Origin of the sequence: Brevundimonas phoenicis, assembly GCF_047237745.1 — a bacterium.
Taxonomy (GTDB): Bacteria; Pseudomonadota; Alphaproteobacteria; order Caulobacterales; family Caulobacteraceae; genus Brevundimonas.
The window spans coordinates 2,760,445-2,783,122 of sequence record NZ_JBDFLN010000001.1; the positions used below are offsets into that span (position 1 = coordinate 2,760,445).

Consider the following 22,678-nt stretch of genomic DNA (forward strand, 5'->3'; position numbering starts at 1 on the left):
TGCGTTAACGAAGGGTTACCTCGATAGCGTGAGTCGGACGGAATGATAGTCGCTGCGAACAGCTTGACCGCAGATTTCGCGAACTTTCTTCGGTCTTGGCTCGCCGCGAATGTGAAAAGGGCGGCTCTCTCGAGCCGCCCTCTCCGTTTCGAATGAGTTGTTCGACTTAGAACAGCTTGTAGTTCAGGCCAACGAAGAAGCGACGCCCATATGGGTCGAAGGTCGATGCGAAGCCCAGGTAGAGCGGCGGTTCGACATCCGTCAGGTTGGTCACGCCAGCGCGCACGGTGACATCGTCCGTGACCTTATAGTTGAAGCTCACGTCGTGGCGGACGAAGTTGCCCGTAGTCCACCAGTCGGTCGGGGACTGATCGACGTTGCCCGACGCGATGGCGTCGCGCTTCTTGACCAAGTCCTGCGAAGCCATCCAGTCGGCCAGCCAGCTCACGCTCAATTTATTGTTGGGCGAAGTCCAGCTCAGGCGCGAGGTGCCCTCTAGCCTCGGGTAGAAGACGTTGGTGGTTAGATCGTCGAAGAAGTCACGATTGGTAAGGCTGGTGTACTGCTTCTGCTCGATCAACCACAGTGCGCCGAAGGAGTAATTAAAGCGGCCGAAGTTCTTACCGAAGACTTCTTCGGTATCGAGGCTGTAGGTGGCCGTGACGTCCAGACCGCGAGTTTCCAGCTTAGCAAAGTTCAGCGTCTGCAGGATGAAGCCGCCGATCGGATCGCCAACGGGAGCGCCAACCTTGAAGACGTTGAACGGATCAGCGTCGTTGTTCGGGTTCTCGCGGCGGATCAGGGCGCAGGCCACGGCGTCCAGTTGAGCGCCGTTGACGCACTGGTTGGCGATCTGCTGGCCCGACGGCGTGACGATCACATCGTCGATCGTGATCTCATAATAATCCAGCACCAGGCTGAAGTTCGGGATGAAACGCGGGCGCAGGATCGTCGAGAAGGTGAAGGATTCCGACGTCTCAGGACGCAGATCCGGGTTGCCAGCCAGAACACTGGCGACACCGGCCGAATAGGCGGGACGATAGTCGTCTCCGATACCGACCGTCGCCTGACCGAAGTCATAAGCCAGACCCTTCTGTGCAGCCAGAGCCGTACAGTTGGCGATACGATTGGTCCGGATTTCCGCCGCATTATTGCCGCTCAAGGAAGCAATGACACGCGTGTCGCATGGATCGGAGAAGCTGTTCACGAACGTCTGGCCGTAAGGACGGTAGTTTTCGGACAGGTTCGGAGCCCGGAAAGACGTATTGAAGCTGGTCTTGAACATGATGTCCTGGATCGGACGATAGACCAGGCTAAGGCCATAGACGTCGCCCGTGCCCGCAGTCGTATAATCAAACGTGCGGTACGAGCCGTTGAACTCAGCATACTCGCCCAACCAGCTGTCACGGAACAGCGGAATAGCCAATTCTGCGAAGAATTCCGTGGTCTCGTATTCGACACCCAGGAAATCAGCGCCCGTGTTCAACTGCAGCAGGCGGTTGTTCGTGTCGCGGCTACGGCCGACGCCCTCGGTATACTCCCGGCGGTATTCGGCGCCCACCGAGAAGCCGATCTGACCAGCGCCCCAGAAGTCGCCAACCTGACCACCGAAGGTCGCGACCGCGCTTTCCTGCACGTTCTTCTCATTCACCGTTACGCTGGCCGAGATGTACTCGAGAGCTTCAGCCGATTGGTTACCCATGCCGAAGACGTTCAGCGGCTTACAACCCGCGATTTCCGGGTTGGTGGCCGCATCGGTGTAGCTCGTCGTCGTCGTGTTTGGGTTCTGCTCCTGAACCGCAATGCCGCGCGCCGCCAGGTGCTGGACCCGGCAGACGATCTCGCCTGGCTTGCCGTTCACAATGCCGGCCGTATCGACGATGGAGTCCATGGCGTGGCCGAAGCGGATCGCATCCGGTCCCGTCTCACGGTTCTTATTGTTCATTTCGCCGTAGGTGTACGACAGGCTCCAGTTGGCGTTGTTGATGAAGCCGATACGATCGTAATCGCCTTCGAACGCCGCGACGTAACGCTGGACCTCACGATTGTTGGTCTGATCACGCGGAATGCCGAAACCGCGGTGCAAGGCGATCGGAGCGGTCACGGCCGTGCCCGGCGCGCCCGGCGTCGTGTTGGTCGGATCAGAATAGGGAATGAAGGTGTTGTTGCGGATTGCCGTAACGAGATTGGCCGGCAGGAAGGCGTTGTCCGTCCGCGTGGCGAACGAACTGGTGCCGCCGATCAAGCCCGGTGCATTCCCGTTGTTGCAACTGCGAGCCGCGCCGCCAAACGGCGTGCCGCCGCACGCCAGAGCCGAATCGACAATGAAGATATCCCAGAACGAGAACTGGCCCTGATCGAAGGCGTCCTCGGTCGTGTATTTCGCTTCAAATGTGGCGCGAATATTGTCGCTCACCTGCAGGTTGGCGCCGACCTGGTAACGTTGCGATTCTTGTTCAGGGAAACGGGTCCAGGCGTCAAAGGCCGTCATGTTAGCCAGTTCGCCGTCACCGCCGATATTCCACGGACGGTTGGCGCCGGTGCTGCCGATGCGCTGCCCGAAATCCGCCAGACGAGCCGTGGCGCCGTCAAACCAGTAAGTATAGGCCGGATCTACGTTGAAGCAGTTGGACGAGGTCGAGAAACTGCGGCACGCCGCCACCGGAACGTCCGGATCACCGAACGGGCTGGGGCGCTGCATGTTGGCCAGAGTCGTCGTACCCCAGAGCGGACGATCAAGGCGGCGAGCGTTGAAGAACTCGCCGGTATCTATAAAACCATCAGCCGCCGGGCCGATAGCCAGGTTGGTCGGGTCGGCGTCAATGCCGAGCCCGACACGACCCCGACGCAGCCAACCGATCTGGTTCGAACGAAGCTCGTCGGCCTTTTCCCATTCAGCATGAGCATAGACGTTCAGACGATCGTCAAACAGGTTGATGCCGCCCAGGGCCGACACGCGACGGGTAACGGCGTCGCCGCCCTTGACCAACTGACCGTAGTTAGCGTCGACCTCAAGGCCTTCGTAGTCTTTGCGCAGCGTGTAGTTGACGACACCCGACACGGCATCGGCGCCGTAAACCGACGAAGCGCCGCCGGTGATGATCTCGATGTTCTGGATCAACAGACGCGGGATCGTCGACACATCGACCGACAGAACGCCGGCCGAGGATCCGACATGGCGGCGGCCATCAATCAGCGTCAGCGTACGGCCCGACCCGAGGGAGCGCAGGTTGGCGAATTCCAGACCGCCGTCATTCAGGCCCGAGCCCGTCGTATCCGACGGAACCAGCGAGTTGGACAGCGCCGGAATGGTCGCAAGGTAGTCGATAACCGTGGGCATGCCCGTCTCGAGCAGCGCCGCACCGTCGATCTGAATGATCGGAGCGGCCACAGTCGTCGGATCACGACGAATACGTGAGCCGGTGACGACGATTTCTTCGACCTGCGTCGATTCTTCCGACACTGGCGGCGTCTGGGTCTGCGCCATGGCAGGCGCAGCGACCGCAACCACACCCGCCAAGACAGTCGTCCCAAACAGGTATTTGCGCTTCAAACTCATAATAGTTGCCCCCGAAAAGCTATGATCAGCGAACGCACGCATCCGAAACGACGTGCATGCCTAATGACCACATCTAACGGAAAATGACGGAAGGACAACCATTGTGACCTAAATCAGGCCATTGAGCGTCCGTAATGTAACAATCCCGCCACAGCAAAGACACATACTCAACAACGTCGTTATTTTTGGACAGAAATTTTTTGAAACCGCTCGAATTCAGAAAAATTTTTCAGATATACGCGAACATCAGCATTCTCTCTAATCGCAGTCTAGAGAAAAATAGGGCCGAAAAGCGACGTTATTTAGAATATAAACCGCGCAGGCGGTTACAGGTTGTCCCTCAGCCAGCCCGCCGCGCGGGCCACCATACCGCCGCGATGCACCTTAGGCGCATCCGCCGCCGTGATCTGGCGGGACATCAGCTTGCGGGCCGAGACAGCCTCGCGCGGGCCGTAGGCGGCGCGGAGCAGGACGCCGGCGGCTGAGCAGAAGGCCGGGCCGGCGGCGGCGTCGGCCAGGTGGGGCGCGCGTTGCGGACGTCCCAGGCGCACCGGGCGGTCGAAGACGCGCACGGCCAGTTCGCGCACGCCGTTCAACTGGCTGGCGCCGCCGGTCAGGACGAGGCCCGCGCCGGGCTCGAGGCCCATGCCGGCGTGTTTCAGGCGGTCGCGCAGCAGCTCCAGCGTCTCTTCCACGCGCGGGGCGATGACGGTCTTCAGCATGGCGCGCGGGACGATGACCGGCCCGGCCGAGGCGTCCTCGCCGCGCGGCGGAGCCTCCAGCATTTCGCGGTCTTCATTGGCGCTGGCCATGGCCGAGCCGTGCAGGGTCTTCAGCCGTTCGGCGCCGACGCGCGAGGTCGACAGGCCGCGCGCGATGTCGGCGGTCACATGGTCGCCGCCGACGTTCAGGCTTTCGATATGCAGCAGGGAGCGCCCGCCCCAGACCGCCGCCGAGGTCGAACCGCCGCCCATGTCGATGCACAGGGCGCCCAGCTCCATCTCATCCTCTTCCAGCGCGGCGAGCGAGGAGACGACCGGCGCGGCGGCCACGCCCTGCAGGTCCAGGTGCGCCAGTTCGAGGCAGTGGCTGAGGGCGTTGAACGAGCCCTCGGACATGGAGACGACCAGCAGGTCCAGCCCCAACGAGCCGCCGCGCATCGAGCGCGGATCATGAACGCCGCGCGCGCCATCCACCGACCAGGCGATGGGCAGGACGTGGATCGGGCGTCGGTTCGGCAGACGGATCTGGGCCAGGGCCATGCCGATGGCGCGCGCCAGATCGGCGTCGCTGATCGGGTGCGAGCCCAGCGAGACGCGCGCCTGCACCCGGTGGCTGGCCATCTGGCCGATGGCCGTGGTGACGACGACGCCGGAGACGGGGGCGCCTGCCGCGCGCTCGGCGCGTTCGACGGCGTGGCCGATGGCCTGGGCCGTCTCATCCATGTTGACGATGGCCCCGCCCTTGACGCCGCGCGACTGGACGTGGCCGGCGCCTGCGACGCGGATGGTGCGGTCGGCGTGACGCACGCCGTCCGGCTTCATGATGAAGCAGGCGACCTTGGCCTGGCCGAGATCGAGCGCGGCCACGACCGGCGCGCGCGGCGCGCCCCTGCCCTGTTCCGGCTTGATGTCTCGGCTGCGTCCAACCATGGGGTCGTGTCCTAGGAAGTCAGAGGGTCAAACGGCGCCTTCGGAAGGGCGAACGGCCACTTCTTCCGGCGTGCGAAGGTCGATGCGGGCGAAACCCAGATCCAGCAGGCGTTCGCGCTGGTCCAGGGCGTCGAGGCGGATGAGGGCGGATTCCTGATCCACGGCGGGCAGTTGAATCAGGGCGCCGTCCTTGAGGCGCAGATCCCAACGGCGCTCATCCACGCGGACCAGGGCGTCGACCTTGGCCATCAGGCGCGGACGCTGGGCCAGCAGGGGCAGAACGTCGGAGGCGGCCTGATCGGCGCCCTTGCCCACCACCAGCGGCAGGAGCGGATAGCGGCCCGCGTCGGCTCCCGGAATGACGATGCCTTGGGCGTCGATGACGTGCGCCTTGCCGCCCACCTGCCAGACGGCGAGGCGGTCGTGCTCCTTGACGTCGACGATCAGGGTGTCGGGCAGCAGGCGCACCACGCGCGCCTCCTTGACCCAGCCGACCGACTGCACCCGGTCGCGCACGGCGGCCAGGTCCAGGCTGACGATGGGCTGGTCAGCATGGACGCCGACGGCGGCGCGCACGGCGGCGGCGGCCTCGGGCGAGGCGCCGGTGACGTGGACCTGACGCACCTTTAGACCCATGCCGGTCGTTACCGAGTCAAAGCGTTCAGTGACGGCCGTCGAGATACGCTCGGCGCGCGCGCCGGTGGCCAGCACGGCCGCCAGTATGCCGACGCCGACCACCAGGGTCGCCGCCACGACGCGCGGCGACATGTCCAGACGGCCGATCTCGGCCGCGCGGCCGGACGGAGCGCCGCGCGCGCCGCCCTTGCCCGAAGACTGTCGCCGACCGCCGCGCACTACCGCGGGCATGAGGCGTCCTCCACCATCCAACGAACCAGTTCGCGATAATCCATACCGACGAAGGCCGCCTGCTCGGGGACGAGCGAGGTCGGGGTCATGCCGGGCTGGGTGTTCACCTCCAACAGAACGAGAACGTCGTTAACATCGTCATAACGGAAGTCGGCCCTGGACACGCCTCGGCACCCCATGGCCGCGTGGGCCAGCTCGGCCTGACGTAAAGCCTTGTCAAAAACGTGCGCGGGCAGCTCGGCGGGCAGGACGTGGCGCGAGCCGCCGGGCGCGTATTTGGCTTCGTAGTCGTAGAAGCCCTTGGTCGGGGTGATGTCGGTGATGGTCAGGGCGCGCGGGCCGGTCGCCTCGCCGATCACGCTGACCGCCAGCTCCTTGCCGGGAATGAAGGGCTCGACCATGACCTGATCGCCATAGGTCCAGTCCTCGGCGCCGACCTCGGCCACCGGACGGTTGGCGCCCTCGCGCACCAGGAAGACGCCGACGGACGAGCCCTCGGCGTTCGGCTTGACGACATAGGGCGGGTCGATGACGTGTCGGCTGGCCACCTCGTGACGGTCGAACAGACCGCCGCCGGGCACGATGACGCCCGCCGCGCTCAGCACGGCCTTGGACTTGTCCTTGTCCATCGCCAGGGCCGAGGCCAGGACGCCGGAATGGGTATAGGGCAGCTTCAGCGTCTCCAGGATGCCCTGGACGCAGCCGTCCTCGCCCCATTTGCCGTGCAGGGCGTTGAAGACGACGTCGGGCTTCAGCGCCGTCAGCACCTGAGCCAGATCGCGCCCGGCGTCGACGCGCGTGACCTTGGCGACCTGCCCTTCCAGGGCGTCCGCGCAGCCGCGCCCCGAGGACAGGGAGACCTCGCGTTCCGACGACAGACCGCCCATCAGGACAGCGACATGGAGGGTATTCAGGGGCGTACGCATGGCGACATCCGAAGACTAGCCCACCCCTATGCCCTGAATACGGTTAACCGGTTGGAAACGATACGGGGTCGTGGAAGGAAATTCGTCACCTTTGGCCCCTCTCCCGATGGGAGAGGGCTTGAGCCTCCAAGAGCGCAGCGATTGGCGAAGGCGAAAGGGTGAGGGTTCGGGTGTGAAGTCGGCCGAAGGCCTTGACGCGACGGCTTGCACCGACTGATGGGACAAGCCCCTCACCCTTTCGCGCAAGAACGATCGCTAACGCTCTCGTGCGCTCAAGCCCTCTCCCGCCGGGAGAGGGTTATTTCCGCCCGATCCGCTTGATTTCCCAGTTCAGTTGCACGCCGGTCTTTTCCAGCACGTCGGCGCGGACCGCTTCGCCCAGGCCTTCGATGTCGGCGGCGGTCGCCTCGCCGGGGTTGATCATGAAGTTGGAGTGCAACTCGCTGAACTTGGCCCCGCCGCCGGTTTCGGCGTGCAGCTTGCCGCGCCAGCCGGCCTCGTCGACCAGCTTCCACGAGGAATGGCCCTCGGGGTTCTTGAAGGTCGAGCCGCCGGTCTTCTCGCGGATCGGCTGGGTCTTCTCGCGACGCTCGGTGATCTCGCTGATGCGGGCGGCGACGGCCTCGGGCGCGTCGGGCGTCCCGCGATAGGTAGCCTCGATCCAGATGATGTCGGCCGGGGCGTTGGAGTGGCGGTAGGTATAGCCGAAATCGGCCAGGGCCAGTTCGACCCGCTCGCCCTTGCGGTTCAGGCCCCAGGCGGACACCAGCACGTCCTTCGTCTCGGAACCGTAGCAGCCCGCATTCATCGTCAGGGCGCCGCCGATCGAACCGGGGATGCCCGCATAGAACTCCAGCCCGGCGATGCCCGCCTTGGCCGAGGCGCGCGCCACCATGCTGTCCAGCGCGCCAGCGCCCGCCGTGACCGTGACGCCGTCGGTCGTCACCTGCCCCCAGGCGCGGCCCGCCAGACGGATCACCACGCCTTCGACCCCGCCGTCGCGCACGATCAGGTTGGAGCCGACGCCGATCGCCGTCACCGGCACTTCTTCGGGCAGTGCCTTGAGGAAGTCAGCCAGATCATCGGCGTCCGCCGGAATGAACAGGGCGTCTGCCGCCCCGCCCACGCGGAACCAGGTGTAGGGCCCCAGCGGCTCGTTCAGCAGCAGCTTGCCGCGCACGGCGGGGAGGTTGTCAGTCCAGGCCATCCGATAAATCCGCTCATCCCGGCGGACGCCGGGATCCAGTGCTTTGGCTGCATCCAGCCGTTTGACGTTGATCCGATGTAGGGCGGCAAGGCTTCGTCGTGAAGCTCTCGCTGGATCCCGGCGTCCGCCGAGATGAGCGGGAGCATGAGATTAAGCCAACGCCTCCAGCTGCGCCGGCAGGGCGTAAGCCCAGCTGGTGATGTCGCCGGCGCCCAGCAGGACGACCAGATCGCCCGGCTTGGCCTCATCCTTGATAACGCGCGGCAGGACGGCGGCGTTCTCCAGCGCGGCGACGTGGCGGTGGCCGTAGCGGCGGACGCCCTCGACCAGGGCGTGTTTGTCCACGCCCTCTATCGGCTGTTCGCCCGCCGGATAGACGTCGGCGACCAGAACGCTGTCGGCGTCCGAGAAGCAGGTCGAGAAGTCCTCCATCAGATCGCGCAGACGGGTGTAGCGGTGCGGCTGAACCACGGCGATGACGCGGCCGGTGTTGTCGGCGTTCTGGACCACCTGGCGCGCGGCCTTCAGCACGGCGGCGATCTCGACCGGGTGGTGGCCGTAGTCGTCGATGACGCGCACGCCGTGGGCCACGCCCGTGGTGGTGAAGCGGCGCTTGACCCCGCCGAACCCGGCCAGACCCGTGCGGATGGCGTCATCGTCCACCCCGATCTCGCGCGCCACGGCGATGGCGGCCAGGGCGTTGGAAACGTTGTGCCAGCCCGCCATCGGCAGGTGCAGGTTCTCGATACGCGCAGGCTCGCCCAGGGCGGCCATGCCCTGCCCCTGGATCACCACGTCGAAGCGCGAGCCGTCCGGGTCCATGCGCACATTGTCGGCGCGGACCATGGCCTGAGGGTTCAGGCCGTAGGTGACCAGACGGCGGTTGTCGATCTGGGCCGCCAGCTTCTGCACCTCGGGGTGGTCCAGGCAGACCACGCCGAAACCGTAGAAGGGAATGTCCTCGATGAAGTCGCCGAACGCCTTCTTCACCGCGTCGAAGTCGCCGTAGTGGTCCAGGTGCTCCGGGTCGATGTTGGTGATGATCGCGACGGTGCATTTGAGGCGCAGGAAGGAGCCGTCGCTCTCGTCCGCCTCGACCACCATCCAGTCGCCCTCGCCGACCTTGGCGTTGGTGCCATAGGCGTTGATGATGCCGCCGTTGACCACCGTCGGGTCCAGCGATCCGGCGTCCAGCAGGGCCGCGACCATCGAGGTCGTCGTCGTCTTGCCGTGGGTGCCGCCGACGCCGATCGAGAACTGAAGCCGCATCAGCTCGGCCAGCATCTCGGCCCGGCGCACCAGAGGAATGCGGCGTTCGCGCGCCACCACCAACTCGGGGTTCGTCGGCTTGACCGCCGTGGAATAGACCACCGCCGAGACGCCCTCGGTCACATGGGCGGCGTCGTGGCCGATGTAGATGCGGGCGCCCAGCTTCTCCAGCCGCTCGGTATTGGCGCTGGCCTTGGCGTCCGAGCCCTGCACCTGATAGCCGATTTTCAGCATGATCTCGGCGATGCCGCTCATGCCGATGCCGCCGATGCCGACGAAGTGGACAGGCCCGAGGGCGAACGGAACGGGGCGAAGACGACGGATCATCTTCGCCCCATAGCTCAAACAGGATGCGATTTGCACCATGCCTTCGCCGGGATGAGCGGCTTTATACCGCCTGAACCTCCGCCCATTCGCGCCAGAAGGCGTGCAGGGCCGCAATGTCGCCGCTGCATAGCAGGGGCATGGCCTCGCCCAGACGGGCGTCGTCCCAATCCCACCACTTCATCTCCAGCAGCATGGCGATGCTGTCGTCGTCGAACCGCTTGCGGATGACCCGGGCCGGATTGCCGCCGATGATGGCGTAGGGCTCGACATCGCGCGTCACCAGCGCCCGCGTGCCGATCACGGCGCCGTCGCCGATCTTCACGCCGGGCATGATGATGGCCTCGCTACCGATCCAGACGTCGTTGCCGATGACCGTGTCGCCCGCCGGTCGGAAGGCGTCGACCGCCCCCGCGAAATGCGGAACCTCGGGCATGTAGAAGAAGGGGAAGGAGCTGGCCCAGTCGTTCCGGTGCCCCTGGTTGCCCGCCATGATGAAGGCCGCTCCGCTGCCGATCGAGCAGAAGTCGCCGATGATCAGCCGGTCCACCCCCGGCTCGGTCATCAGATAGCGGGCGCAGTCGTCAAAGCCGTGGCCGTGATACCAGCCGGAATAATAGCTGTAGCGCCCGACGATGATGTTCGGATTGGTCACCAGCTCGGACAGCAGCCGACCCTTGAACGGGCTTTCGAAAACCTGAGTCATGGAAATCTCTATGTGCGCGGCCGCAGCCGGTCAGCGCCGGGCGGCCTTAGAATTTTTACTGGAGGGTATGAAGTGCGCAGCCTTGATGCGCCGGGCGAAACCGGGTCGCAAAAGGCGCGCCGCTCGGGGGCGTCAAGCCCGCACGGACGCTATCAGAAGGGTCTGACCGCCATTTCCATGTGGCGATTATGGCCCCGTTTCGTCGCAACGCAATCCACGCAATCGCCGCCGCGTGAATCTTGGTTACTCCGCCTTAACCGTAAGGATTCACCATAAGCGTCTCATCTGTCCGGGGCCGCTTTTCCATGTCCGAGTTGAAGACCGACGTCATCCTGCGTGGCGACTGCATCGAGGTGCTGAAGGGCCTGCCGGACAAGTCGGTGGACATGGTCTTCGCCGACCCGCCCTATAACCTGCAGCTGGGCGGCGACCTGCTGCGGCCGGACAACTCCAAGGTCGACGCGGTCGATGACGACTGGGACAAGTTCGACAGCTTCGCCGCCTATGACGCCTTCACCCGCGCCTGGCTGGGCGAGTGCCGCCGCGTGCTGAAGGACGAGGGCAGCCTGTGGGTCATCGGCAGCTATCACAACATCTTCCGCCTGGGCGCGGCGATGCAGGATCTGGGCTTCTGGGTGCTGAACGACATCATCTGGCGCAAGTCCAACCCGATGCCGAACTTCAAGGGCACGCGCTTCACCAACGCCCACGAGACCCTGATCTGGGCCGCCAAGTCGCGCGAGCAGAAGCGCTACACCTTCAACTACGACGCGCTGAAGGCCTTCAACGAAGACACCCAGATGCGCTCGGACTGGACCCTGGCCCTGTGCACCGGCGGCGAGCGGCTGAAGGACGAGAACGGCGACAAGGCCCACCCGACCCAGAAGCCCGAGGCCCTGCTGCACCGCGTCCTGCTGTCGGCCAGCCGCGTCGGCGACGTGGTGCTGGACCCCTTCTTCGGCACCGGCACCACGGGGGCGGCGGCCAAGCGTCTGGGCCGCCGTTTCATCGGCATCGAACGCGACGAGACCTACGCCAAACTGGCCGAGAAGCGCATCAAGGCCGTCATCCCGGCCGCGCCGGAAGACCTGGTCGTCACCGGTTCCAAGAAGGCCGAGCCCAAGGTGCCGTTCGGCGCCCTGGTCGAGGCCGGGCTGCTGGCGCCGGGCGACAAGCTGTACTGCCCCAAGGGCGAGCGCGAGGCGCGGGTGCGAGCCGACGGTTCGCTGGTGTCCGGCGCCCTGACCGGCTCGATTCACAAGCTGGGCGCCCTGCTGGAGAACGCCCCGGCCTGCAACGGCTGGACCTACTGGCGCTTCAAGACGGATACGGGCCTGCGCCCCATCGACGCCCTGCGCGCCGAAATCCGCGCCGGGATGCAGTAAGGCGGGCTCTTCCGGTCGCCACATAACCTACAGGCGGCATTGAAGAATATCGTTCCAGCAACGCTGGAACCCGGCGATCCTGGGCGGATTGAGGTTTCGGCGTCGCGTCGTCACGTGACGCAGGAGTCTGCCATGAAGATCGCCCAAGTCACGCCCTTGTACGAGGCCGTGCCGCCCCGGCTTTACGGCGGCACGGAGCGCGTGGTCGCCCACCTGACCGACGCCCTGGTCGAGCTGGGCCACGACGTCACCCTGTTCGCCAGCGCCGAGGCGCGCACCCGCGCCCGCCTGATCCCGGTTCGCGATCAGGCCATCCGTCTGGACCCCGCCGCGTTGAAGTCCGATCTGGCGGCCCACATGGCCCAGTTGGCCGAGGTGCTGGACCGCGCCGACCGTTTCGACGTCATCCATTTCCACACCGACATGATCCACTTCCCCTTCTTCGAGGGGTGGGCGGACAAGACGGTGACGACCCTGCACGGGCGGTTGGACCTGAAGGATCTGGCTCCGATCTACGAGCGCTGGACGGAGTACGGCCTGGTGTCGATCTCCGACGATCAGCGCCGTCCCCTGCCCCACGCCAACTGGCGGGCGACCGTGCATCACGGCATGCCGGGCGATCTCTATCGTTTCTCGCCCCGGTCGCAGGGCTATCTCGCCTTCCTGGGCCGGATTTCACCCGAGAAGCGGCCCGACCGCGCCATCGAGATCGCGACCCGGCTGAACAAGCCGCTGAAGATCGCCGCCAAGATCGACGCCGCCGACCGCGCCTATTGGGAGGCGGAAATCGAACCGCTGGTGCGCGGCAATCCCCTGGTCGAGTTCGTCGGCGAGATCGGTGATACGGAGAAGTCCGCCTTCCTGGGCGGGGCCGAGGCCCTGCTCTTCCCCATCGACTGGCCCGAGCCGTTCGGCCTGGTGATGATCGAGGCCATGGCGTGCGGCACGCCTGTTGTCGCCTTCGCCTGCGGCTCGACGCCCGAGATCATCGAAGACGGGGCCACCGGCTTCCTGGTCTCGTCCATGGAGGAGGCGGTCGCCGCCGCCGCCCAGGCGCACCGGCTGGACCGGGAGGCCATCCGCGCGCGGTTCGACCTGCGCTTCTCGGCCACGGCGATGGCGCGGCGGTATCTGGACGTCTACGGCGACATCCTGGCGCGGCGGCCCTTTGCAGCACCGATGCGTCCTCTGGAGGAAGAGAAGAGTTTCGCCGCCCTGAACTGAATCATGCCCTCGGCCGTTCGCTTCTGATCCTAGCCGGGGGGACGAACCGCAAGCGGAGACGCTTATGGACGACGCCTATTCGGTCCAGACCACCGCCGCCGACACCAACGACCAGGACGGGCTTGAAACCCTGATGGCGCTGAAGGACGGCGACGCCTTCCTCGTCGCCGATCACTGGGGAGACGTTAAGGCGGGCGCCGATGGCCTGTTCGAGCGGGACACGCGGTTGCTGTCGCGCTTCGTCCTGACGGTCGGGCGGGCGCGGCCCTCGCGGCTCAGTTCGGGCGTGACCAAGGACAACGTCTTCTTCACCTGCCATTCGACCAACCGGCCCCTGCCGCCGATGGGCGGGCGCTCCGCCCCGGCGGGCGTGCTGCATTTAGAGCGGCGGCGCTTCCTGTGGGACCGGCGGCTGTTCGAGCGGGTGCGGATGGTCAACCACGGCGTCGAGGACATCCTGCTGCCGCTGACGTTCGAGTTCGACGCGGACTTCGCCGACATCTTCCAGGTGCGCGGCACGGTGCGGCCCCGGCACGGCGAAATCCATCCGCCGGTGATCGACGGGCGGCGCGTGACCTTCAGCTACACCGGGCTGGACGGGGTGAAACGCACCAGTTGCCTGGCCTTTTCCGAGCCGCCCGCCCGCCTCAGCGCCAATCGGGCCGAGTTCATGTTCAGCCTGCCGCGCGGCCGCAGCCTGGACCTGTTCGTCGAATGCGGCCTGGACGCCTGCGAGCAGCCGGACGAGGCGCGCTGGCGCTGGCATTCCATCCTGGCGCGGCTGGCCATGCGACGACGACTGCGGCGCGGCGCCATCGTCGAGGGCGGACGCAACCAGGGCTTCAACGACTGGCTGCGGCAGTCGCGCGCCGATATCGCCCTGCTGGTCACCGACCTGCCGACCGGCCCCTATCCCTATGCGGGGACGCCGTGGTTCTCGACCCCCTTCGGGCGCGACGGCATCATCACCGCCTGGCAGATGCTATGGATCGACCCCGGCCTGGCCAAGGGGGTGCTGACCTATCTGGCCGCGCGCCAGGCGACCGAGACCAACGCCTTCATGGACTCCGCCCCCGGCAAGATCATGCACGAGACGCGCGGCGGCGAGATGAGCGTGCTGGGCGAGGTGCCCTTCGGCCTCTATTACGGGGGCGTCGACACCACCTGCCTGTTCATCGCCCTGGCCGGCGCCTACGCCAAGCACACCAACGACTATGAGACCATCCGCGCCCTGTGGCCCCATCTGATCGCGGCGGCGGGCTGGATGAGCGACTACGGCGACAGCAACGGCGACGGCCTGATCGACTACGCCCGCGCGGCCGACACCGGCCTGTCGAACCAGGGCTGGAAGGACTCCGAAGACTCCATCTTTCACGCCGACGGTCGCTTTCCCAAGGGACCGATCGCCCTGCTGGAGGTCCAGGGCTACGCCTTCGCCGCCTGGAAGGCGCTGGCCGAAATGGGCGCGGTGCTGGGCGACGGCCGCGCCCTCGAATGGGCCGCGCGGGCCGAGGCGCTGCGCGCCTTGGTCGAGGACCGCTACTGGATGGAGGACGAGGGCTTCTACGCCATCGCCCTGGACGGCGACGGGGCGCAATGTCGCGCCATCGCCTCCAACGCCGGGCATCTGCTGTTCATGGGCCTGCCCTCGCATGAACGGGCCCGGCGGGTGACGCGACGGATGCTGACGGCCGAGTTCCGTTCCGGCTGGGGTCTGCGGACCCTGGCCAAGGGCCAGGCCCGTTTCAATCCGATGAGCTATCACAACGGTTCGGTCTGGCCGCACGACACGGCCCTGGCGGCGGCGGGCATGGCCCGTTACGGCGAGCGGCGTGCGGTCGCCATGCTGCTGGGCGAGATCTACGGCTCGGCCGCGCATTTCCAGATGCGCCTGCCCGAACTGTTCTGCGGCTTCGTGCGCGAGACCGGCGAGCCGCCGATCGCCTATCCGGTCGCCTGCCTGCCCCAGGCCTGGGCGGCGGGGTCGGTCTTCCTGATGATGCAGTCGGTGCTGGGCCTGAGCATCGACGCCGCCGAGGGCCTGGTCGAGGTCAACAATCCCGCCCTACCCGCCGGGCTGGACCGGCTGTCGATCACGCGGCTGAAGGTCGGCGACGGGGTGATCGACCTGCATTTCCAGCGCCTGAACGGCCACGTCGTGGTCATGCCCCGCGAGCGTAGCGGCGCAGTAAATTTACGCGCCACCGGCTGACCCTCTCCCGATGGGAGAGGGCTTGAGCCTCCAAGAGCGCAGCGATTGGAACAGGCGAAAGGGTGAGGGTTCACAGGTAAAGTCGGCCAGAGGCCGTGGCAGAACGGCGAGACGGCGGCCTTCGGCCGATTGATGGGACAAGCCCCTCACCCTTTCGCGCCAGAACGACGGCTGCGCCGCCGTGCGCTCAAGCCCTCTCCCGCCGGGAGAGGGTTCCTAAAGCCCGCTCCAGCGCCTTCCTGAAGACGGTCGGCAGGGCCTTCGCCGCCTCGGCCGCTGTGGTCCATAGGAAGTCGCCCTCTCCTTCAGCCACATGCACCTCCAGCGTCAGGCTGAAGTGGGTGAAGACATGCTCGACCGATCCGGCCGCCCGCCAGTCGCCTTTCATCGGCGGATCAAAATCCGGCGCCGCGCCCCAGTCCGAGGTCGGCAGGCCCGCCATGCCGCCCAGCAGCCCCTTGTCCGGCCGCCGCACCAGGGCGACGCGCCCCGCGTCATCGGTCAGCACATAGGCGTGGCCGCGCCGATGCGGCCGCTCGGCCTTCTTCGTCTTCAACGGATAGCGTTCGGGCGCCCCCGTCTTCAGCGCTTCGCAGCCGAAGGTCAGCGGGCACTGATCGCACAGCGGCGACCGGGGCCGACAGACGCCCGAGCCGAGGTCCATCAGCGCCTGCGCCCAGTCGCCGGGTCGGTGGTCGTCGACGAACAGGGCGGCCAGGCGGCGCAGCTCGGGCCGCGCGGCGGGCAGCGGAGTCTCGACCGCGAACAGGCGGCTCATCACCCGCTCGACATTGCCGTCGACGACGTTGGCGGGTCGATCGAAGGCGATGGCGGCCACGGCGGCGGCGGTGTAGGCGCCCACCCCCGGCAGGGCCAGCAGCTCTGTCTCGGTCTGCGGGAAGGCCCCGCCGTGATCCGCCGCCACGGCGCGGGCGCAGGCCAGCAGATTGCGTGCGCGGGCGTAGTAGCCCAGCCCCGCCCAGGCGGCCATCAGCTCGGCGTCCTCGACGGCGGCCAGGGCGCCCACCGTCGGCCAGCGCGTGGTGAACCGCTCGAAATAGGGCGCCGCGTGGGGCACCGTCGTCTGCTGCAGCATCACCTCTGACAGCCAGACGCGATAGGGGTCGGTCTTCGCCTTCGCCCCCGGCGGCGCGCGCCACGGCAGGCTGCGCGCATGGGCGTCATACCAATCGAGCAGGGCGGCGCGGAGAGAGGGGACGTCGGGCATGGGTCAGGCTATATAGGACGAATGCGTCGTCCCCTGCCCACCGAAAGCGAAGCGCGCGAAATCCTGGCCCGCCGCCGGACGCGCCCGCCGTTGCGCCCGCCGCCCCCCGCGGGTCGGTCCTTGGCGCCGCTGATCAAGAAGCTGGACGCCCAGTTCGGGCGTGGCGCCTCGGCGCTGGAGCCGCGCTGGGTCGAGATCGTGGGCGAGCGGCTGGCCCGCGTCACCCGCCCGCAGAAGCTGACCAAGGGACGCGGCAATGCGGGCGGCGTGCTGGAGTTGCGTGTCGCCGGTCCCGCCGCCCTGCTGGTCCAGCACCAGTCGGCCGACATCATTCAGCGGGTGAACCTGTTCCTGGGCGCAGGCTCGGTCGAGAAGCTGCGCATCGCCCAGGGGCCGGTGAAGCCTCTGCCCGCCGCCGGAGCCAAGCCCCGCCCGCGCGGCCGCGCGGTCCTGCCGCCCCTTCCCGCCGCGACGGAAGCCGAACTGAACGCCTCGGTCGAGGCGGCGCCCGACAGCTTGAAAGCGGCCTTGGGCAAGCTGGGCCGCGCCGTGCTGTCGCAGCCCCCGCGCGACGAGGAGCGTTGACAAACCTTCGCCATCGGCGTTCTCGACATTCAGACGATTTCGCCAGCGCGCACGAATCGCGCGACGTTTCTGAATCTCATTTCTGACAAGGACCAGCCGATGGCCCCGATCTTCAAATACGCCGCCATGAGCCGCCGCGCGGCCCTGTCCGCAGCCGCCCTGGCCTCGATGGCCGTGCTGGCGGGCTGCTCGGCCGGCGGCGCGGGCGGCGAGGTCGAAGGCGACATGGCCAAGGGCGCGCCCGAAGGCGCCAAGGTCACGGTCGTGGAGTACGCCTCGGTCACCTGCGGCCACTGCGCCGTGTGGAATGAAGAGGTCTGGCCCGAGTTCAAGACGAAGTACGTCGACAACAACAAGGTCCGCTTCGTCTTCCGCGAATTCCCGACCCCGCCCCAGGACATCGCCGTCGCCGGCTTCCTGATCGCGCGCTGCGCCGGTCCGGACAAGTATTTCGACGTCGTCAGCGACATCATGGCCAGCCAGAAGGAATGGCAGGCGGGCGTCGCGCCGCGCACCACCCTGTTCCGCGCCGGCCAGGCGGCGGGCCTCAGCGAGCAGCAGATCAACGACTGCATCCGCGACAAGGCCGCCATCGAGGCCATGGAGAAGCGCATCCAGGCCGGCATCAGCGCCGGCGTGACCGGTACACCCTACTTCACCGTCAACGGCGTGAAGGTGGCGGACAGCTCGCTGTCCGGCCTGTCGGAGGTCATCGACGCCGAACTGGCGAAGTAAGTCGTCCAAACGGGAGGGGGCGGACATGATGAAACGTGCAGCGGTCGTCGGCATGGCGGCCACAGCCTTGATCCTGTCCGCCTGCGGCCAGGGCGGCGGAAGCGGAACGGCGGCGACGCAGGGCGACATGGCCATGGGCGCAGCCGAAGGGGCCAAGGTCACGGTGGTCGAATACGCCTCGACCACCTGCGCCGGGTGCGCCGCCTGGAACGAGACGGTCTGGCCTGACTTCAAGGCCAAGTACGTCGACAACGACAAGGTTCGCTTTGTTTTCCGTGAGTTCCCGACCCCGCCCCAGGACGTCGCCGTGGCCGGCTTCCTGATCGCCCGGTGCGCCGGAGACGACAAATATTTCGAAGTTGTCGACCACCTGATGCGGTCGCAAACCGAGATGCGCAACGGCGTCCCTCCGCGCGACATCCTGCTGCGCACCGCCCAGGCCGCCGGCCTCAGCGAGGCCCAGTTCCAAGAATGCACCACCGACAAGGCGGCCGTCGCCGCCCTGGAGCAGCGCATCAAGCAGGCGTCGGCGGCAGGCGTGACCGGCACTCCGACCTTCATGGTCAACGGCCAGATCGTGACCGACAACTCCCTGTCCGGCCTGTCGGCCAGCATCGATCCCCTGCTATAGAAACCGCATGACCCGTCGCATCCTGCCCCTTCTGTCCGCCCTGGCCCTCGCCGGGCTGAACGCGGCGCCCGCCCAGGCGCTGGACCCTGTTCGCAAGTCCGCCTCGTCCACGGCGGCCGTGCCCTCGGTCACTGCAGCGGATCGCATCATGGGCCGGGCCGACGCTCCAGTAACGGTGATCGAATACGCCTCCTTCACCTGCAGCCACTGCGCAGCCTGGACCAATGAGGTTCTGCCCCAATTCAAGGCCCGCTACATCGATACGGGCAAGGTTCGGCTGGTGTTCCGCGACATGCCGACATCACCGGCGCAGATCGCTTCGACCGCGGCGGGCATCGCCCGCTGCGCCGCGCCCGGCCGCTTCTTCGACGTGGCTCATTCCTTCATGCGCGGACAAGCCGCCGCCTTCGAGAAGGGCGATGCACGCGACTGGTTCGCGAACGGAATCGCCGCCAGCGGCCGCAGTCAGGAACAGATCGAAGCCTGCATGAAAGACCCGGCGACCAGCCAGGCCCTGCAGGCCGAGGTCGACGGCGCCGTGGCGGCAGGGGTGACGGGCACGCCGTCCTTCTTCGTCAACGGCAGGCGGGTCAGCGACCATTCGCTGGAGGCTCTGTCAGCGGCCATCGACCCGCTGATCCGGGCGCGCTGATCGAGACGCGATGCAGTTCCAGCGCCTCCGGCTCGTCGGCTTCAAATCCTTCGTCGACCCGGCCGAGGTGCAGATCGAGGCCGGGCTGACCGGCATTGTCGGGCCGAACGGCTGCGGCAAGTCGAACGTGCTGGAAAGCCTGCGCTGGGTCATGGGCGCCAACTCGGCCAAGGCCATGCGCGGCCAGGGCATGGAGGACGTGATCTTCGCGGGCGCTGCGGGCCGTCCGCCGCGCAACCACGCCGAAGTCCAGCTGACCATCGACAACGCCCAAAAGCGCGCGCCCCAGCCCTTTACCGACAGCCCGATGCTGGAAGTCTCGCGCCGGATCGAGCGCGGGCGCGGCTCGACCTATCGCATCAACGGCAAGGAGGTGCGGGCGCGCGACGTTCAGCTGCTGTTCGCCGACGCCTCGACCGGCGCCAACAGCCCGGCGCTGGTGCGTCAGGGCCAGATCAGCGAACTGATCGCCGCCAAGCCGCAGAACCGCCGCCGCATCCTCGAAGAAGCCGGTGGCGTGGCGGGCCTGCACACCCGGCGCCATGAGGCGGAGCTGCGGCTGCGGGCGGCGGAGACCAACCTCGACCGGCTGGACGACATCGGCAAGGAACTGGAGTCGACGCTGAACCGGCTGAAGCGCGAGGCGCGTCAGGCGGAGAAGTACAAGAAGATCTCGGCCGAGATCCGCGCCCTTCAGGCGGCCCTGCTCTACGTCCGTTGGACCGACGCCAAGACGGCGGCCGAGACGGCGGCGGCCGAACTGCGCGAGGCCGACCGGCTGGTCGCCGAGACGACCACGGCGGCGGCGGCGGCCCAGACGGCGGCCCTGAACGCGCAGGAGGGCCTGAAGCCTGCGCGGGAAGAAGACGCGGTCGCCACCGCCCTGCTGAACCGGGCCATCATCGAGCGCGACCGGCTGGACATGGCCGAACAGGCCGCCCGCGCCGAGGTCGACCGCCTGAAAGCCGAGGTCGCCCGCATCGAGGCCGACCGCGCGCGCGAGGACGGCATGGCCGCCGACGCCGGGCGCGAACTGGAACGGCTGGACCGCGAGCTGGAAAAGCTGAAGGCCGAGATCGCCGCCGCTCCCGAGCGCGGCCCCGAACTGGAACGCGCCCTGCTGGAGACTGAGGACGCGCGCAAGGCCGCCGACGCCGAGGTCGAACGGCTGGCCGGAACGCTGGCCGCCGTCGAAGCCCGCGCCAACGCCGAAAGCGCGAGAAAGCGCGACGCCGAGGCCCGGCTGTCGCGCGTGAAGGGCCAGCACGAACAGGCCCGCCGCGAACGCGAGGCCCTCGGCCCGCTAGAGACACCCGAGATCGAGACGGCCAAGACGGCGCTGGAAACCGCTCAGACCGAACTGACCGCCGCACGCGAGGCCGTCGAGGCCGCCGAGGCCAAACGCAGCGACATCGCCCGCGCCGAGCAGGAGGCGCGCACCGCCGCACGCGCCGCCGAGGACCGGCTGGGCCGCCTGCAGACCGAGGCGCGCGGGCTGGCGCAACTGCTGGTCACGGGCAAGCGCGAGCATCCTCCGGCGCTGGACAGGGTGTCGGCTGCCAAGGGCTATGAGGCCGCGCTGGCGGCGGCGCTGGGCGATGATCTGGACGCCGCGCTGGACGCCCGCGCCCCCGCGCACTGGGCGGGCGCCGACGCCGCGCCGCCGGACTGGCCGCAGGGCGTCGAGCCTCTGTCCGACCATGTGACAGCGCCGGATCAGCTGGCCGCGCGTCTGGCCTTCTGCGGCGTGGCCCCGCGCGAGCGGATCGCCGAACTGGCCCGCGCCCTGCCGCGCGGCGCGCGCCTGACCACGGTCGAGGGCGACCTCTATCGCTGGGACGGCTTCGTCAGCCGCGCCGAGGCGCCGCGCCCCGCCGCCGTGCGTCTGGCCCAGCGCACTCGCCTGTCGGAACTGGAAGCCGACATCGACCTCGGCAAGCCCGCGCTGGAGACGGCGCAAGGCGCGCTGAAGGCGGCGGGCGAAGCCTTCCGCGCCGCCGAGGAAGAGGTGAAGGCCGCACGCCTGCGCCCCTTAACGCTGGACAAACAGGTCGTCTCCGCCCGCGACCGGCTGGAATCCCTGATGCGCGATCAGGCCCGCAAGGAGGCCCGCGCCCAGTCGCTGGACGAGACCGTCGCCCGGCTGGACGGCGAGGTGCAGGAGGCCGAGGCCGCCTTCGCCGAGGCCAGTTCGGTCGAATCTTCGTCCGACGTGGTAGTCGGCCTGCGCCAAGAGTTGACCGAGGCGCGCGGCGGGGCCGAACGCGCCCGGCTGGCGGCGCAGGCCGCCCGCTCGACCCGCGACGAGGAAGCCCGCGACCGCGCCATGCGCGAACAGCGGCTGGGCAGTCTGACCCGCGCCCGCGAGGGCTGGGTCACGCGCTCCGGCGACAGCGCCGCCCGCCTCAAGACGCTGGAGCGCGACGCCGAGAAGGCGCAAATCGCCCTGACGAAGGCCGAGGCCGCGCCCGCCGGCTTCGCCGAGCAGCGCAACGCCCTGATGGACTCCCTGTCCGAGGCCGAGAAGCGCAAGCAGGCGGCGACCGACGCCGTGGCCGTCGCCGAGGCGGGCGCTCAGGAAGCCGACCGCGCCGCGCGCGCCGCCGAATCGGCTGCGTCTCAGGCCCGCGAGAGCCGGGCGGGCCTGTCCGCCCGCGCCGAGGCCGCCGCCGAAAAGCTGGCCGAGAGCGCCGCCAACATCCGCGAAACGGCGCAGATGCCGCCCGAGGAACTGGGCCGCAAGCTGACCGACGACGCCATCGCCCGCCCGCCCGATGCCGCGGGGGCCGAGAGCCTGCTGTATGGCCTTGAGCGCGAGCGCGAGGCGCTGGGCGCCGTCAACCTGCGCGCCGAGGAAGAGGCGGCCGAATACGGCGACCGGCTCAGCGCCATGAAGACCGAGCGCATCGACCTGACCCAGGCGATTGCGAAGCTCAGGGACGGCATCGACGAACTGAACGCCGAGGGGCGCGAGCGGCTGATCGCCGCCTTCGACATCATCAACACCAACTTCAAGACCCTGTTCGAGGCCCTGTTCGGCGGCGGTCAGGCGGAGCTGAAGCTGGTCGAGAGCGACGATCCGCTGGAGGCGGGGCTGGAAATCTACGCCTGCCCGCCCGGCAAGCGGCTGTCGGTCATGAGCCTGATGAGCGGCGGCGAGCAGGCTCTGACGGCGGCGGCGCTGATCTTCGGCGTCTTCCTGGCCAATCCGGCGCCGGTCTGCGTGCTGGACGAGGTCGACGCGCCGTTGGACGACGCCAACGTCGACCGCTTCTGCCGGATGCTGCACGAGATGCGCAGCCGCACAGACACCCGCTTCATCGTCATCACCCACAACCCGGTGACCATGAGCCGAATGGACCGCCTGTACGGCGTCACCATGCCCGAGCGCGGCATGAGCCAGTTGGTCAGCGTCGACCTGCAACAGGCCGAAGAGATCGTCACGGCCTGACCTGAGGCGCGTGGTCGACTTGGGCAGAAAAAACAGAGTCCAATTCGTCTGAATCGTCTGAAATC

Annotated in this window: 16 protein-coding genes; 8 read left to right on the forward strand and 8 right to left on the reverse strand. The window is 67.6% G+C overall.

All coding sequences use genetic code 11. The features are described 5' to 3' along the window. Positions 1-166 precede the first annotated feature (166 nt). The 7 genes from ABC419_RS13845 to catB form a co-directional block, all read right to left on the reverse strand. Entirely contained in the window at positions 167-3,559 is a 3,393-nt protein-coding gene (locus ABC419_RS13845) for a TonB-dependent receptor domain-containing protein (protein WP_412877099.1), read from the reverse strand. A gap of 326 nt (positions 3,560-3,885) precedes the next feature. Further along, entirely contained in the window at positions 3,886-5,211 is a 1,326-nt protein-coding gene (ftsA, locus tag ABC419_RS13850; protein WP_087138786.1) for a cell division protein FtsA, read from the reverse strand. 27 nt (positions 5,212-5,238) lie between these two features. Then, positions 5,239-6,078, reverse strand: a complete 840-nt coding sequence (locus ABC419_RS13855; protein WP_412877098.1) for a cell division protein FtsQ/DivIB — start codon at positions 6,076-6,078, stop codon at positions 5,239-5,241. Further along, entirely contained in the window at positions 6,066-7,004 is a 939-nt protein-coding gene (locus tag ABC419_RS13860) for a D-alanine--D-alanine ligase (protein ID WP_412877097.1), read from the reverse strand. Before ABC419_RS13860 ends, ABC419_RS13855 begins: the two co-directional genes overlap by 13 nt. 298 nt (positions 7,005-7,302) lie before the next feature. Beyond that, a complete protein-coding gene (gene murB / locus ABC419_RS13865; RefSeq protein WP_412877096.1) occupies positions 7,303-8,211 on the reverse strand; it encodes a UDP-N-acetylmuramate dehydrogenase in 909 nt (302 codons plus the stop codon). Positions 8,212-8,361: 150 nt separating this feature from the next. Then, on the reverse strand, positions 8,362-9,807 hold the full coding sequence (gene murC / locus ABC419_RS13870) for a UDP-N-acetylmuramate--L-alanine ligase (protein WP_412877095.1): 1,446 nt from the start codon (positions 9,805-9,807) through the stop codon (positions 8,362-8,364). A 61-nt stretch (positions 9,808-9,868) separates the two neighbouring features. Further along, positions 9,869-10,510: a type B chloramphenicol O-acetyltransferase gene (gene catB, locus ABC419_RS13875; RefSeq protein ID WP_412877094.1), complete on the reverse strand. Its 642-nt coding sequence runs from the start codon at positions 10,508-10,510 to the stop codon at positions 9,869-9,871. Positions 10,511-10,815: 305 nt separating this feature from the next. Between catB and ABC419_RS13880 the strand changes: the two genes are divergently transcribed. The 3 genes from ABC419_RS13880 to ABC419_RS13890 all read left to right on the forward strand — a co-directional run bounded on the left by ABC419_RS13880 (position 10,816) and on the right by ABC419_RS13890 (position 15,331). Next, positions 10,816-11,895 carry a site-specific DNA-methyltransferase gene (locus tag ABC419_RS13880; RefSeq protein ID WP_040344441.1) on the forward strand — a complete coding sequence of 360 codons (1,080 nt, stop codon included), beginning with the start codon at positions 10,816-10,818 and terminating at the stop codon, positions 11,893-11,895. Positions 11,896-12,027: 132 nt separating this feature from the next. Then, positions 12,028-13,119, forward strand: a complete 1,092-nt coding sequence (locus ABC419_RS13885) for a glycosyltransferase family 4 protein (protein WP_412877093.1) — start codon at positions 12,028-12,030, stop codon at positions 13,117-13,119. 64 nt (positions 13,120-13,183) lie between these two features. Then, entirely contained in the window at positions 13,184-15,331 is a 2,148-nt protein-coding gene (locus ABC419_RS13890; RefSeq protein WP_412877092.1) for an amylo-alpha-1,6-glucosidase, read from the forward strand. Positions 15,332-15,518: 187 nt separating this feature from the next. Here ABC419_RS13890 and mutY read toward each other — a convergent pair whose 3' ends face one another. Continuing rightward, positions 15,519-16,559, reverse strand: coding sequence for an A/G-specific adenine glycosylase (gene mutY / locus ABC419_RS13895; protein ID WP_412877091.1), 1,041 nt, complete (start codon positions 16,557-16,559; stop codon positions 15,519-15,521). Positions 16,560-16,580: 21 nt separating this feature from the next. Between mutY and ABC419_RS13900 the strand changes: the two genes are divergently transcribed. The 5 genes from ABC419_RS13900 (at position 16,581) to smc (ending at position 22,613) form a co-directional block, all read left to right on the forward strand. Further along, positions 16,581-17,144, forward strand: coding sequence for a DUF721 domain-containing protein (locus tag ABC419_RS13900; RefSeq protein ID WP_200166086.1), 564 nt, complete (start codon positions 16,581-16,583; stop codon positions 17,142-17,144). A gap of 99 nt (positions 17,145-17,243) precedes the next feature. After that, the gene (locus ABC419_RS13905) at positions 17,244-17,879 is read left to right on the forward strand and encodes a thioredoxin domain-containing protein (protein WP_003163571.1); all 636 of its coding nucleotides are present in this window, start codon (positions 17,244-17,246) and stop codon (positions 17,877-17,879) included. Positions 17,880-17,904: 25 nt separating this feature from the next. Then, the gene (locus ABC419_RS13910; protein ID WP_412877090.1) at positions 17,905-18,510 is read left to right on the forward strand and encodes a DsbA family protein; all 606 of its coding nucleotides are present in this window, start codon (positions 17,905-17,907) and stop codon (positions 18,508-18,510) included. A gap of 7 nt (positions 18,511-18,517) precedes the next feature. Further along, positions 18,518-19,162, forward strand: a complete 645-nt coding sequence (locus tag ABC419_RS13915) for a DsbA family protein (protein WP_200166082.1) — start codon at positions 18,518-18,520, stop codon at positions 19,160-19,162. A gap of 10 nt (positions 19,163-19,172) precedes the next feature. After that, positions 19,173-22,613 (forward strand): chromosome segregation protein SMC, encoded by a 3,441-nt coding sequence (gene smc / locus ABC419_RS13920; RefSeq protein ID WP_412877089.1) that lies wholly within the window; start codon positions 19,173-19,175, stop codon positions 22,611-22,613. Positions 22,614-22,678: the final 65 nt, after the last annotated feature.

Excerpts from the sequence above, each read along its gene's own strand:
- ABC419_RS13845 (WP_412877099.1), bottom strand. The coding sequence starts at position 3,559 with ATGAGTTTGAAGCGCAAATACCTGTTTGGGACGACTGTCTTGGCGGGT.
- ftsA (WP_087138786.1), bottom strand. The coding sequence starts at position 5,211 with ATGGTTGGACGCAGCCGAGACATCAAGCCGGAACAGGGCAGGGGCGCG.
- ABC419_RS13855 (WP_412877098.1), bottom strand. The coding sequence starts at position 6,078 with ATGCCCGCGGTAGTGCGCGGCGGTCGGCGACAGTCTTCGGGCAAGGGC.
- ABC419_RS13860 (WP_412877097.1), bottom strand. The coding sequence starts at position 7,004 with ATGCGTACGCCCCTGAATACCCTCCATGTCGCTGTCCTGATGGGCGGT.
- murB (WP_412877096.1), bottom strand. The coding sequence starts at position 8,211 with ATGGCCTGGACTGACAACCTCCCCGCCGTGCGCGGCAAGCTGCTGCTG.
- murC (WP_412877095.1), bottom strand. The coding sequence starts at position 9,807 with ATGATCCGTCGTCTTCGCCCCGTTCCGTTCGCCCTCGGGCCTGTCCAC.
- catB (WP_412877094.1), bottom strand. The coding sequence starts at position 10,510 with ATGACTCAGGTTTTCGAAAGCCCGTTCAAGGGTCGGCTGCTGTCCGAG.
- ABC419_RS13880 (WP_040344441.1), top strand. The coding sequence starts at position 10,816 with ATGTCCGAGTTGAAGACCGACGTCATCCTGCGTGGCGACTGCATCGAG.
- ABC419_RS13885 (WP_412877093.1), top strand. The coding sequence starts at position 12,028 with ATGAAGATCGCCCAAGTCACGCCCTTGTACGAGGCCGTGCCGCCCCGG.
- ABC419_RS13890 (WP_412877092.1), top strand. The coding sequence starts at position 13,184 with ATGGACGACGCCTATTCGGTCCAGACCACCGCCGCCGACACCAACGAC.
- mutY (WP_412877091.1), bottom strand. The coding sequence starts at position 16,559 with ATGCCCGACGTCCCCTCTCTCCGCGCCGCCCTGCTCGATTGGTATGAC.
- ABC419_RS13900 (WP_200166086.1), top strand. The coding sequence starts at position 16,581 with ATGCGTCGTCCCCTGCCCACCGAAAGCGAAGCGCGCGAAATCCTGGCC.
- ABC419_RS13905 (WP_003163571.1), top strand. The coding sequence starts at position 17,244 with ATGGCCCCGATCTTCAAATACGCCGCCATGAGCCGCCGCGCGGCCCTG.
- ABC419_RS13910 (WP_412877090.1), top strand. The coding sequence starts at position 17,905 with ATGATGAAACGTGCAGCGGTCGTCGGCATGGCGGCCACAGCCTTGATC.
- ABC419_RS13915 (WP_200166082.1), top strand. The coding sequence starts at position 18,518 with ATGACCCGTCGCATCCTGCCCCTTCTGTCCGCCCTGGCCCTCGCCGGG.
- smc (WP_412877089.1), top strand. The coding sequence starts at position 19,173 with ATGCAGTTCCAGCGCCTCCGGCTCGTCGGCTTCAAATCCTTCGTCGAC.